Source organism: Nostoc sp. UHCC 0251 (assembly GCF_034932245.1).
Lineage (GTDB): Bacteria > Cyanobacteriota > Cyanobacteriia > Cyanobacteriales > Nostocaceae > Nostoc.
In genome coordinates, this window is the sequence record NZ_JAYGHD010000396.1 from 1 (window position 1) to 12694 (window position 12694).

At 40.0% G+C, this 12694-nt stretch carries 11 protein-coding genes; 1 reads left to right on the top strand and 10 read right to left on the bottom strand.

Features of this window, described 5'->3' with window-relative positions:
• Positions 1 to 144 precede the first annotated feature (144 nt).
• From VB740_RS32865 to VB740_RS32905, 9 genes are all read right to left on the bottom strand, one after another.
• Positions 145 to 1335 (bottom strand): hypothetical protein, encoded by a 1191-nt coding sequence (locus VB740_RS32865; RefSeq protein WP_323204015.1) that lies wholly within the window; start codon positions 1333 to 1335, stop codon positions 145 to 147.
• The gene (locus tag VB740_RS32870; protein WP_323204016.1) at positions 1332 to 2087 is read right to left on the bottom strand and encodes a hypothetical protein; all 756 of its coding nucleotides are present in this window, start codon (positions 2085 to 2087) and stop codon (positions 1332 to 1334) included. Before VB740_RS32870 ends, VB740_RS32865 begins: the two co-directional genes overlap by 4 nt.
• Positions 2084 to 3652 carry a TrbI/VirB10 family protein gene (locus tag VB740_RS32875; RefSeq protein WP_323204017.1) on the bottom strand — a complete coding sequence of 523 codons (1569 nt, stop codon included), beginning with the start codon at positions 3650 to 3652 and terminating at the stop codon, positions 2084 to 2086. Before VB740_RS32875 ends, VB740_RS32870 begins: the two co-directional genes overlap by 4 nt.
• Positions 3649 to 4440, bottom strand: coding sequence for a hypothetical protein (locus VB740_RS32880; protein WP_292875625.1), 792 nt, complete (start codon positions 4438 to 4440; stop codon positions 3649 to 3651). Before VB740_RS32880 ends, VB740_RS32875 begins: the two co-directional genes overlap by 4 nt.
• Positions 4441 to 4587: 147 nt before the next feature.
• Positions 4588 to 5691, bottom strand: a complete 1104-nt coding sequence (locus VB740_RS32885; protein WP_322700072.1) for a hypothetical protein — start codon at positions 5689 to 5691, stop codon at positions 4588 to 4590.
• Between the two features lie 123 nt (positions 5692 to 5814).
• Positions 5815 to 6525 carry a hypothetical protein gene (locus VB740_RS32890; RefSeq protein ID WP_323204018.1) on the bottom strand — a complete coding sequence of 237 codons (711 nt, stop codon included), beginning with the start codon at positions 6523 to 6525 and terminating at the stop codon, positions 5815 to 5817.
• Complete coding sequence (locus VB740_RS32895) at positions 6526 to 9345, bottom strand: hypothetical protein (protein ID WP_323204019.1); 2820 nt, start codon at positions 9343 to 9345, stop codon at positions 6526 to 6528.
• 25 nt (positions 9346 to 9370) lie between these two features.
• Positions 9371 to 9700: a hypothetical protein gene (locus VB740_RS32900; protein ID WP_323204020.1), complete on the bottom strand. Its 330-nt coding sequence runs from the start codon at positions 9698 to 9700 to the stop codon at positions 9371 to 9373.
• Between the two features lie 79 nt (positions 9701 to 9779).
• Entirely contained in the window at positions 9780 to 10367 is a 588-nt protein-coding gene (locus VB740_RS32905) for a hypothetical protein (protein ID WP_323204021.1), read from the bottom strand.
• A 771-nt stretch (positions 10368 to 11138) separates the two neighbouring features.
• Here VB740_RS32905 and VB740_RS32910 point away from each other — a divergent pair.
• A complete protein-coding gene (locus tag VB740_RS32910; RefSeq protein WP_323204022.1) occupies positions 11139 to 11813 on the top strand; it encodes a hypothetical protein in 675 nt (224 codons plus the stop codon).
• A gap of 143 nt (positions 11814 to 11956) precedes the next feature.
• Here the strand turns inward: VB740_RS32910 and VB740_RS32915 are convergent, their stop codons facing one another.
• Complete coding sequence (locus VB740_RS32915; protein WP_323204023.1) at positions 11957 to 12202, bottom strand: hypothetical protein; 246 nt, start codon at positions 12200 to 12202, stop codon at positions 11957 to 11959.
• Positions 12203 to 12694: the final 492 nt, after the last annotated feature.

Below are 12694 nucleotides of genomic sequence, written 5' to 3' on the forward strand. Positions count from 1 at the left end.
CGGTTCTGAAGGAGAGGTGCGCCGTAGCAATACGGACATCGACTCTAACTGGGGTATAGGGGAAGAATTAGCCTCAATAACCAGTGGGTCACTTGCCCCCACCAATACCGTCTTCCCAACACCCAACACCCTACCCCCAACACCCTATTCTGGTTGACCAAGAACGATGGGGTCTTTCTCTTGGTACTCAATAAAAGGTACAGGCCCTATGAAGTATGGACTGCAAGTGCGACCAATGAAAGGGATGGTTTTACAAATACGGAAGAACATAGTAGTCTCCACCTTTCCACTGCCTTCATAAATATTCCAAACAACTTGCTTAAAACTAGAGCCAAAGGGGTTTCGACCAGTAGGCTCTTTACCATCATTAAGGGCTTTTAAAATGCCAAATCCACCATTAACCTTTTGGAATTTCCCGGATATCCACTGTGTTCCAGTAGTCTTACCAATGCCGGACATTTCCGTATGAGCGCAATTATTTTGTAGACAGGGAACATTAAAGCCATCTTGGTAGCTACCAGATATGGAGCGGGTACGGTTAGCTTCAATATCTCCCAATGGCAGATCAACTTTGGCAACAAATGAAAGGTCAAGTGTTCGCAGTCCTGGTAGGTTATCCCAGGTGAGAGTGGACAATCCAGGTACTCCATTAATTTTGGAGTCTTGCCAATTCCCAAATCTATCAATAGATGTGTTTTCAATGTCGGAAATAGATGTTAGTGAGTAATTTTTTAAATTTATTACTCTTCCTAATGGAACGTCACGTAAACGAGAATCTCGGCTGGCGTTACCTATTGTGCCCCCAGTAATTCCAAATCTTCTCAAGAAATCGCTGACAGGTTTAACACTTGTAACATTTCTATTACCTAAGCCAGGAATCGCTTTGGTTAAAGATGGTAAAGTTTGCCATTGAGTTAATTGAAAATCATCTAATGTTAACCTACTTAAATTGATTCCTTGTACTGAAGCTATGGTTGAGAGATTTAAATTTTCTATTGCTAATTGAGGTGTTTCAAAATCTCCCAGTTCCATAAACTCGCTAATGCTTTGTCCTGCCGTCCAAGTTCTAGTTTCTGTACCTCTTGTGCCTGGGTAGGTAACACTGCCGCTAAGAGAAATAATCATGTCGCTGAACTTCAAACGCGACCAATCAGGAGTAAACCCATTAGGGGAATTGATAACGGGTACTTGTGCTGAAGCCTTGGGCAGCAAAAAGCCTACAAAAGAATTCAATAGCCCATATCTTATGAAACTATGAATCAATAAGCTACCTACTAACCCCAAAAAAATGAAGTAACGTAAGGCGTTTTTATTGGGTCGTAAAGATGATTTCATAAGCCATTACCTTGCGTTAAATTATCAGAACTCTTACTCAAAGCAATTAATTTGTTAACTAACTCTTGAGAGATAGAAGCCTTATTAGCAGCAGTCGAAATGTCATCACCTGCTTGTAAATAACCGATTAACTTTTGCAAGCGCTGGTGTAGTTCATCTTGCTGATTTATCCATGCACTTTTAATAGCGACAACAATACCGCCTCGAATTTGGTTAATTGTTTGCTGTGTTTTAACTAATGATTGCAATTGAGGTTTTGGGGTTGTTTGTTCTCGTGCCACATCAGCCTTGATCGCCACCTGACTATATTTAGGAGTGCCATTACTTGTTGCTAGCCGAAAACTGTAAGTCTTGCGTTCACCAGAGGATGACTGCGTAACTACTGTTAACAAAGTGGTAGATGTTTGCGGTATTCCGGGAATGTTTACTCTCAAGATCCGCCGCAGATGAATCAGCCCTGCACCGGGATTAGAGCAATTCTGATCCAGTCCCTCTAAGCAACCATCTGTGTCAAGCAGAATTTGCGATGGGTCGTCTAACCAAACTTTTTTGATAGTTTCGCCAAGCTCGTAAAATGAAATTGCTACACCGTGACCATTCCAAACGTTGATAGTTTGTAAAATTGCACCTTGGCCACTAGCTTGAGTTTGTTTGATGGTGCGAACGACTGGTGCGGCAATTGTGGATAGTGGAGTCAGAACGATCGCCAACGCTAGAGTGCCGCTTGTAACTGTGTTAATTACGCTTTTCATGGCAACTCCAAAGAACGATTTACATTAAAAGTGACTTTGGTTCCCTGTGGAATAAACCAAGTATTAGGGCGAGAAGTAATTTCTTGAGTATTACGTTGATTACGTTGGCTGATGTTTTGGCTAACTTGACCAAAAAACCCTGACATTAACGCACCTGTGAGATTGCGCTGATTGCCACTACTACGTTTGCGAATCCTGCCTGTGAATTCATCAGAAATTTCTTCTTCACTATCCGGTTGGTTTATAATCTCCCCAACCTTCCCTAATGCAGAGACAGCGCCACCAAACAAGTCACTACGGGCAATCTCGCCACCCCTGTCTTGAAATCTTCGAGCCAAGAGGGGTTTACCACCAACTCCTGTCACGGAAATCGCACCCGCAGAAATAGGATATTCTGTATTATCTTTGATGATCGCTCTGACATAAGCGACAGCGTAACTGCCGCCATCAACCGAACCTAACTCGACTGCAAACATTGTTCCCGAACGGATTGCCACTTGCCCATAGTTATCGCGTAAATCCTCTTGCAGTCTAGCGACAGACCTAGTGTTATTAGAGGTTGGTGTTTGTGTCTGTGTCTGCCCTGAATTATTAACTGTGGCTTGAATTAAAGATGTAACAAGGACACCACTAGCAAAAGTGCCAACGGTAAGGTAGCGAGTTTGTTTACCTCGGAGAATTTGGCTTTCTTGAGGTAAATAATTGTTAGCTAAAGTAATCTTGTTAACTTTAGAAGTTGCTTGCCACCTGGGGCGGATCTTTTCAATCGACTCGCTTGAGTTTTGCGGCGTGGTTTGGTCAAAATTATTTGTATTTGTTTGTTCATTTTGTTCATTCGGTTGATTTTGAATTGCTTGAGTTTGAGAAAGATCCGGATCTAATGAAGATTGTTTACTGGTGCTAGTTTCGGCGTATGCGATTTTGCCGTAAGAACCGATGCCTCGGAGTTTGTTCAATTGTTCAAGGGGATCTAGGGGCGTTACTGTCCGTGCAGATATAGAGGATCTTGGAGAAAAACTCGTGCGTGTTGGTGGCTGAGTATAGTTCCTAATCGGTTGTGGTGCAGTCTGAGTTACGCGACGTGGTTGTGTATTTTGAACAGAACGTGGCGCAGGTTGTGGAGATGGTGGGTTAGATGGCACGACCTTTTGGTTTACTGAAACTGGTACTGGTGCTGGTTGGTCAAATTTATTTTTGTTAATGCGACCTAACTCATCTTCTTGATCCGACAGAGCGAGTTTTGCACGCGCATCACCGTCTCCATCATCACTTTGCCCTGCTTGTTCAGTGGTGGGTATTTCCTGCGTTTTCAGACCAATCTTTGGTGCTGGTGCGGGATTGAAAATGCCATTGAACATCAAAAATATCGCTAAAAATCCAACTCCAAAAGGGACAGCAATTATTGCTAGTCTTGACCAAGGAGAAGTGACAATTGTGTGCTTAGTCGCTACTAATAAACTTTCTGGTTCTGGTGCTTTATTACCATTAGTTTTATTAACATCATCTATTTCAAGCAAATCCTCTAAAGTCGATACAGACCCATTTTTATTATTCTCTTTACTCATTTTCTTTTGCCCAAATCTAAATCGACAATTTCGGTAATTTCTAATCCGGCCTTCCTTGCCGAATAAATTTTCTTAGACAGTTCACTAGTATTAGCTGGGATATACTCTGGATTAGAAATTGATGAAAGTGTAATGGTTTTATTAAAAGTAATCCCTTTGCCGGAATTATCACTACGTTCAAAAGTTACCAGCGTCCCAATAAAATCTATTTCCCATTTTCCATCTCTGAGTTGCCGTGGCTGTGAAATAAATCTAGGGATTAAAGATACTTGCGTATCACCATTAAATATGCTCGTGGGAGTAATTGAAGCTAATTTTTTCAGAAATGCGGCTCTAAATCCTCCATTTTCACTCAACGCAAAGGCAGCATCATAAGCTTTACTTGTGACTCGACTATTAGATTTATTATTAATTTTGCCTACTTCTACCCCAGTATCTTGCTTAGTTATTGGCTCACCTTTTTCATTGAAAACTTGTACTATTCCATCCCAATTAAACATCTTAATGAAGGTATCAGAAATAAACTTTTTAATTACTTCATCAGAGCGTTTTTGAGGGTCTACTGCTCTAGCGGAAATCGTCTCACCTGATGATAATTGTACCAGGGCTAATTGCTTTTGATTTAGTATGCTGATTGCCCCATAATTGAGAAATTGTAATAAGAGGGAAAATCCCGCCATTGAAAACCCAACTAAAGAGATTATTCCAACTCGTGTTGTCACGTATTTGTTATAACTAAGTAGTTGTAATGGTTCTCTGGGTTGAGTTTTACTTTTTTGATTCAGCATAGGTTTTATTGTCAGAATTCAGGAGTCAGAATTCAGGAATCAGAATGTTAGAGAAGAAGAGTGAATTATTTTCAATCAATGGAAGAGTTATGCACTCATTGCTTTTAAATTCTGGCTTCTGAATCCTGAGTGCTGAATTCTTACGTTTTATTTAGCTAATTTTCCGACTAAACTACCACCTTTAGTAGCAACACCTTTAGCAACCTCAATGGCAATTGAACTATAAGTTTCAGCAGCTTTATTAATTTGAACTAAAACAGAAATGCCACCACCAGCCGCTAAACCTGTAGCTAAGAATGGCGCAATTATACCAATTGTAAATAGGAAGAACATTGGCTGATAAGATTTAGAATCAGCGACTAATTGCCCAGCGAAGCCAACAATGATATTGAAGCAGAGCTTGCCAAAACCTATACTGAAATATCCGACTAACCAACTGTAGATTGATTTAGCTCCGTAAGGTAGCAGAGAACCACCAACAGCTACAGGCCCCAGCAGTGCTGTTACGAGCATAGTCAGTTCAATTCCCCATTGATAAGCCCCATTCATCCCGACTAGAATGATAGTAATTACGTCTGTTATCGCCGACCCGACAAAGGCATTAATGGGAGACATAATTACATCTGTAACTGTAGCTTTTCCTTGAGCTACGTCCTTGTAAGAATCGATAGCGCCATCAATCGCATCGATAAACCAAGAAAATACCCCATTATTTTTATTAAATTTATCGGGATATGTCTTCGTTAAATCTTCCTTCGCTTTTGTTAAACAGTTTATCTGCTCTTGTTGACTTAAGGATGAATTTTTGCACTTACTAACAGCTAGTCCGATAGCGCTACGTGCAGCTTCAGTGCCTAATGCACTTTCGTATGCTTTCTTGAGATCAATTCCTGCCGCCGCCTTACTAAGAACTATATTGTTTACATTATTAATATAGTTCCTAATTCCTAATGTTGAATTACCTAAAACTTTTCCGTTATTAGATAGCAAAACAATTACTATTAACGGCCAAATAAAATCTGTATAAGCTCTTTGTTCTTCCCCCGCCATCATTTTTTTTGTCCATTCAACGACAAAGAAAGTTAGTGTTGCTATAGCGAATAAAGCACCAACGTCACAAACTGCCCAGTATACGCCTCCATCAAGAGTATTAACCCACAATTCGTCAAATCCTTTCGCTACTGAAGCTGAATTTTCTTTTGCTAAATCAGCTAAATCGCCACCATCTAGTTTGGCTAGTAAATAGTACATAGTTAATATCCTTTTTTGACCAATATTTATCAACCACTCGTACAGAATTAATGCTCAATTCTGACGCCTTGGCGGAGCAACTCCTGCTCCGCTCCTGAGTTCTGAATTCTTCTTCATAAACCTTTAGTCGTCCGCAGATGTCGCATTTAACCGTGCATTAAGTACGACTTCATGTACTAGAGACAATCTGCCATCTTCTTCGGAGTTCTCCTTTTGCCTTTGGGAATCAAGATGCTCCGCTACTTGCGTTAGCATCAAGTTAGAGTAAGCATTGTCCTGTCGGGCTAATAAAGAATCAGTACGCTGCTGTGCCAACATTGACACAATTAAGCCGTTCTGAGACGCGATCGCTTTGAGAACGTTTTGAGAGGCATCCATGTTCTGAGCTTCATCAGAAATATCTTTTGCTTGCTGGGCGATTTGTGCAGTAGTATCAATTTTCTCTTGAGTTTGCTGCTGTCCTTTTTTTCCAATCACGCTGGCAATCGAACCAAGCGTCAGTTCACGCTCTAGCTTCTGTGCTTTTTCTTGGGCGACAGGATAAGAATAATCATCTTTAAGTGAATCCTTCAATTGTTCAGCCGAAGCAATTGGGTCAGGCGCACCCAATTGTCCAATAGAACTATCAATTGCCGCATTAGCATTTTCTTTGATGTCACCCCAAGCACTGTTAATCTCATCCGATGCCCATGCTTGAATTTCCGAAACTTCTCCTTGAAGATCCGATACGATAGAACTAAAAAAATCGTTGATGCTGATGCCATAGCTAGGTGCTGCTATCAATAAACTGCCAACTGTAGCAGAAAGTATTACCCCAATTGTCCGCTTTTTCATTTAAGCTACCTGTCTTGTATGTGATTTTGAAAGTAAATTCTTCGCTAATTCTGATAACTCTTCCCCCCGAATCATTCTGATATAATCCTCACTAAATTTGACTAATCCAAGCAGAGGATTATCTTGATAGTATTTGAGAAATAAAGTGCGTAATTCTTGCTCGTTTGGATTATTAGCAACTGAGGCTAATAAACAGTAGGCAGGATAATAGCGACAGAAAGTTAGCTTGCCGTTATCATCAAGCAACCACTGAGAGTAAATCCCCGACTTTTTTGGATAAAAAGCTTCTGTACTATTGACCCTGATGATTTCAATAGGATATTTAAAGCGAACAATAAACGGGTCAACAGCTGATGATTGAATCCTGCCTACTAAACGTGTGGTGATATTGGCAAATATCTTTTGTGCAGATGCGCTCTGATATATAGTCTCTGGTTCTTGGGCAGAGATGATGACGCGGATACCAGACTTCGCACCATTGGCACACAATCGCCCAATCAAATCAGCGATCGCATCGAATTGGAATAAAATTGGTGCTTCATCAAGAAAGAATATCGAAGCTTTTGAGCTTAAGGCACGACGTAAAGCTGCTGCATAGGCACTAAGAGCGAGTATGGCAGCATCAGCTTCACTCGATAAATTACGTAAAGCGAATACTAACAATTTGGCATTAGTTCTAAAACTGGATGGGCGTGAGATTGATTGCCCAACCCTAGTATTTAACCAATAACTTATTCTCAGCCTAATCTGATTTAATGCTTCGGAAATCTCTTGACTCTTACTAGCAATAGAATCTAATTGTATGAAAGCTGGAGAACAAAAATTATAAAAATCTTTGAGTGTCGGAGTCTCGTTCCAATATTGAGTCCCAAATCCAAAATGTATTGCTGACTTGTAGCGTGATTTAATTTCATCATCATTAAAAAATGTTTTTAAAGCTAAAGCAATGATTGACTCAATATTGGTGGTAATCGTTGGGCTGACACCAATCATGCTCGTCCCTATCACCATTGTCATCAGCACTGATTTCAAAAATTCCTTAAAATCGTTCAATCGCTCATTTCTCAGTTCTGCATCCAGAGAGCGCAAATCAGGAAGTTCAAAAAGATTGTTCGATTCTTTGGAGATGTCAAAGTATGCCCCATCTTCACCCAGCAGATTGGTGTAGTCGGTGAAAGTGGATGTACCGTCTGGCTTGGGATAGTCTAGTGCCACTACCGGAATATCTTGTGCAAGCGCCGGGGTAAGAATACCTGCCACCAGCACTGATTTACCTGAACGAGTTGCGCCGAAGACTGCCAAATTCTTGTGGTTTTGGTACAAGTCTAAATGTACTGGTGTGCCCCCTTCTTCTGCAATCAACTCAAAGCCAGTGCGATCGCCTGTGGCAGTCCTGATCAATGGCATCAGCCCTGGTGCTTCCGAACTAAAATATGGCAGTCGGCGGTTAAAAGGCTTGGTTAGCAATGGCTCCCAAACAAATGGGCAACACTGCAACCATGTCTTCCAAGCGTATTCTATTTCTCGGTCAACTACCGCCGGACGCAAGAAATAGCTGGCAAGGTAGCGGCAAGCTTCGTCTAATTCCCGTGGGGTTGGGCGGTGGACGAGAAAAGCAACTGCGGTATGCACTACTACACTACCTTTATATATTGTTTTCTGCGCCTCTACAGCCTCCTCAATATTCATCCCCGATTTGACATCAATATTTCCTTTATCTGTAGATAAAGAAGTGCTGGTAATTGATTGTTTGGTAATGCGTTGAAGATTTGTTTTAGAAATAGCTTGATTTGCCTTTGTTACCTGACAAATAACCTCTGTATCATAAATACTATCTCTAGAGATTAATTCCCACAAATAACGTAATTGGGCTTGTTCGTCATACCATCCCCCTGGCTTTTGGCTGAAGTTGAGCGCCCCAATATATTTATTTTGTAGTCTTACCCATTTTCTATCGAAAAATGGCACAGACTCCTCATTCTCTAACATCTGGTGGCGGATGTGAAAATCGCTCGTCTGAGTTTCTACTATTCCATCTATTGGGTCAATTTTTAATGGATTAGGGATTGCCGGGGGAGTAGAGCAATTAAGCTGTTGCCAAATTGTTGACCAAATTTCTTCAGCACTTAAAACCCTAATCCCCAACTTCATCTTGTTGCCCAGGATAGCTGACCACTGTAAAAATCCATCGTTAAATGAATTTTGCAGAATATTTTCAATTCTAGTATTGTTATGGGCGTGAATTTCACCTGTAAAGCGAAACCAGCCCTTTTCTAATTTTCTAATCAGAGATTCTATAAAATCCTTAGACCGTTCATCGTCATCAATAACAGTGTAAGTACACCATAGTCTCAAAAACTTATTCTTCCTAGCTCCACTTTCCGTTAGTTTTTTAGTCCTTAATCTTTCACTACGTATTAACAATTTTAATTGGTCAATCTGACAATTACTCTCTAGCTTGGACAGTTCTTCTTGTCGGTGATAATCAGACGTAAAAGAACCTAAATGTATTGTTAAGTTTTCCCCTTCGGGAATTTCTTTTAGCCCCGCTTCTATCCCCTCAAAGATCGGCAGCATTTGCGATGATTCTAAATTCGGATGAATCCCTAAACAATCAAAGCAGAATTTAATTTGAATATTTTCACCTTTTTTAAGAATTAATGCGCCTACGCCCTGCCTACCTCCTAAGTTGAGGTCGCAAATCCCTGCTAAATGGATAATATCTTCAAAGGGAGTGAGCATTTTCACAACACTAATCTGCTCCTTTTCTAATGCGACTTTACCTAATTTATCTTTAACTTTCTTAGAAGAATTTGGCATAACTTTACCAATCACTGAAATTTCACTAGAACTTAGAATTTATTTTTCTGACGACTTCCAACTTCTGTTTCTGTTGTATTGATTGAAATCTCATATATCCCCTACTAATCCGAGGGACGCTGACGAACTTACCGAAAAAGTCTTTATTTGTAGAAATTGTCCACCATGTTGCCCATCCCCAAGCAATACTTAATCCTGTACCCAACCAACTTGTTTTCAGTAGATAATTGAATAGAAAAACATTGACTACTGCTATTAATGTCCAGGCAAATATTTGATCGGTAGGGAATGGCCCTAGTCTTGGTCTTTCTCCTAAAATCCGATTTACTGTCCGAAAATCATGTTTCTCTGACATATTTATTGATTTAATAAATAGTTATCAGCTATTAATCCAAATGCGTAATTATCAATAACTGATAACCCATAAAGCTTTTTTACTGAACAATCAAACCAGTAATTAAATCTCCAACGAAAACTGCCATAACTATGATTAATGGAGTTCTTGCTAGTGTCTGCCAATCTTCATCGTTCCGGGCAGATTGAATAATCTGAACTAGACTGATCCCAACATATAATAGGAATAAAGCTCTCAATACATTGAAAAAAAGCTCGATAACTGCTGATGTTTGTCCATTACCGGCATTACCAAAAGTGGTGGTCATCCAAGTTTGAGCATTATTGAAGAACTGAGCATTAGCTGGAGCCGCCGCAAAATCAATTAGACAAATTACTGCTAACAGCGCAAATAACACTGCATAGAGATTAATTCCATACTTCCTTTGTAGTTTATCGAAGTTAGTAAATAATGCTTGTGACTGTTTCGGCAAGGCAATGACGATGGCAGACGCAATCATAAATCCACCCATCAATATATTGTGGACGGACATCTCTGCTATCATCAACACACCAGTCACACCCATCAGTGTGAGTGTGCCTTTTTTCGCCCTGTCATTCTTAGAATCAGGTAAAAGTGTTCCTGTTGCTGAAGCAGCAAAATCTGGGTATCCGTAGTCAGTACGCATCTGCTTTCGTTCTCCTGAACGATGTCTTGAGGGATAGGCACATTCTTAAATAAGTTAACCCCAAAATCCACGTACCCTGGTACGGAAAAAAACAGAACTGTAGTACTGTATAAACATTTCTAACAGCAATAATCTACGTAGATAAAAATCTCTTTCTTGTATTATAAGTCTTTGTGCTTGATATACTCACATCATTAATCATTAATTAGTATAAATCTTTGTGCAACATCTTCAGTAAGTGCCAAATATGGGGGATTGACTATTGACTATTTTTATGATGTAAAACGTCAAAATTAGCTTTAATAAAGTTTGGGGGTTTAAGTTAAGAGCCTAATTAAAATCCCCGTTACAAAACGTAATTGCGTTAGCGGAGCGGGGCGTTAGCAAGAGTGCGAATTGCGAATTGTTTAAGTATCCCTGCTCTCCATAAATTGAACTTTCCCTTCGATACCTCACCATGTTTTGCATCATAACTAAAAACTGTTAAAACTTGATTGCATGTATAGAAAAAATATGTATAATACTTGCAGCTTGTACTTCAGCATTTGTTAGAAGTAGATATTTGGTCAAGCAAGGAAATTGGGAATTAATTTTCAGTCAGGAGTCAGAATTCAGTCGTCAGGAGCCAGAATGTTGGAGAAGAAGAGTAAGAGTGAATTCTTTTCAATCAATAGAATAGTTATACGCTCATTGCTTTTAAATTCTGGCTTCTGGCTTCTGACTTCTAAGTGCTGAATTCTTTAATTTTCATAATCATTTGTTGGAGTATTTATGAGTACAAGAAAAATATTTACAGCACTTGTTTCAATAGGTGTAGCACTATGCTTAGGAGCTTGCCAGTCTGAAAGAGACTTGGTTGCTCAGGCAGAGAATGACTTAAAACCGGCTTATGCGGCGGCAACTGATGAGCAAAGCCAAAAAGATAAGGAAGTACAGGAGCAAATAAGGCAATATGTAGAAGAGACACCTAACTTATATAGAATAACTTGGAAGGTATGCGGAGACGGGAACGCTCCGTACAAAAACGGAACAAGGTGCAACGAAACCAAAATCCCTCCAACTAAGGGATATTTCGAGCCTGTCTATGTGTGGGGAGCGAATGGAGTCCAATTTGTTAACAAACAGGACTTTGTAAGAAATTTTTGGACTACAGGATTATTCGTCAAATCAAGAGGGTGCTTTAATTTAGGGAAGCCGCGAGAAGAAGGCTTGTACAATGTGAAAAATTTCATGCTCAAGAAAACAGGCACTACTCCTACGCCAGAGAATGTAAAAGTTGAAGTTTTGTCAAAAGAAGAGAAGCAAAAGGTAGTGGAACAGGCTTTTAAGGATGCAGAAGTAGAAAATTATGCGCTGACAAATTTCGGTGTGTCAGCAACCACAGGATTGATACCCACTGGAAAAACTTGCTTAACAGTAGACGAATGGAAGAAGACGCAATCGTAAAAATTAGGCACTAGTTGTTAGAGAGGGAGCAATTCAACCTCTGCAATTACTTCCCATTCCAGCACCACCAGCCACAGATATCTAAATAGTCCAGCGTAGCGATCGCTTCCCATTGCAGCACCAACAGCCAAATCGGTTTAGGGTCAGAGGGAACAGTGAAACCCAAAATTTTTGATGTGAGCAGCGCAGTCAACAGCGATCGCGTACTGAAACAGTGGTTTCTGCATCACAAATGGCATAACTGGCTCGGTGACTTGATAACTGTTATCTAAGTAAAGTATAGGTAGTTCCAACGGGAGCTTTCGCTTACGCACGTACAATTGTCGTTGGTTGATCGGCATCGCAATTTGCCGACCATTGGTCGGCAAAAACTTAATTATGATTCTCAAAAACTAATCCTTTATATGAGCCAAGATCGAGGGTGTTAAAAGGAGTGGGAATTTGCAGACCACCATGCCAAACGATATCTGTGCCTTTCCTTATGCTCTCTGCATGAGTGTCTCTTTGTAATCTAAAACATTTTAATTTACGCAATTCTAATTACTGTAGGCACCGCTATGCAGTAAAACTTTCTGCATTATACTCATCTAGGTAAATAGGCTAAATGAACCTACCATTAACTTATTTTTTTTACCTAGATAAGTATCATGATACAGCACAGGCATTTCATTCCATGTTAAAGTTGTATTTTTAACTGTGTAATTTACGACATCATAAACTAACTCGGAATCACCTAAAGTTCCTTCGCCCATTAGGGAGCATCTTGGCGTTCGTAAATAGAATTCGATAAAGTAAAATGGCACATCAAATTGGGATAATCTCTTTTAGTCGTAAATATTTTTACCCCTGACCAAGATGCCAGCGCCTTTAAAAGTTGACCT

Bases quoted from the DNA above. Each gene is read 5' to 3' on its own strand.
- VB740_RS32910 (WP_323204022.1), top strand. From the start codon at position 11,139: ATGAGTACAAGAAAAATATTTACAGCACTTGTTTCAATAGGTGTAGCA.
- VB740_RS32895 (WP_323204019.1), bottom strand. From the start codon at position 9,345: ATGCCAAATTCTTCTAAGAAAGTTAAAGATAAATTAGGTAAAGTCGCA.
- VB740_RS32900 (WP_323204020.1), bottom strand. From the start codon at position 9,700: ATGTCAGAGAAACATGATTTTCGGACAGTAAATCGGATTTTAGGAGAA.
- VB740_RS32890 (WP_323204018.1), bottom strand. From the start codon at position 6,525: ATGAAAAAGCGGACAATTGGGGTAATACTTTCTGCTACAGTTGGCAGT.
- VB740_RS32880 (WP_292875625.1), bottom strand. From the start codon at position 4,440: ATGCTGAATCAAAAAAGTAAAACTCAACCCAGAGAACCATTACAACTA.
- VB740_RS32875 (WP_323204017.1), bottom strand. From the start codon at position 3,652: ATGAGTAAAGAGAATAATAAAAATGGGTCTGTATCGACTTTAGAGGAT.
- VB740_RS32905 (WP_323204021.1), bottom strand. From the start codon at position 10,367: ATGCGTACTGACTACGGATACCCAGATTTTGCTGCTTCAGCAACAGGA.
- VB740_RS32865 (WP_323204015.1), bottom strand. From the start codon at position 1,335: ATGAAATCATCTTTACGACCCAATAAAAACGCCTTACGTTACTTCATT.
- VB740_RS32870 (WP_323204016.1), bottom strand. From the start codon at position 2,087: ATGAAAAGCGTAATTAACACAGTTACAAGCGGCACTCTAGCGTTGGCG.
- VB740_RS32885 (WP_322700072.1), bottom strand. From the start codon at position 5,691: ATGTACTATTTACTAGCCAAACTAGATGGTGGCGATTTAGCTGATTTA.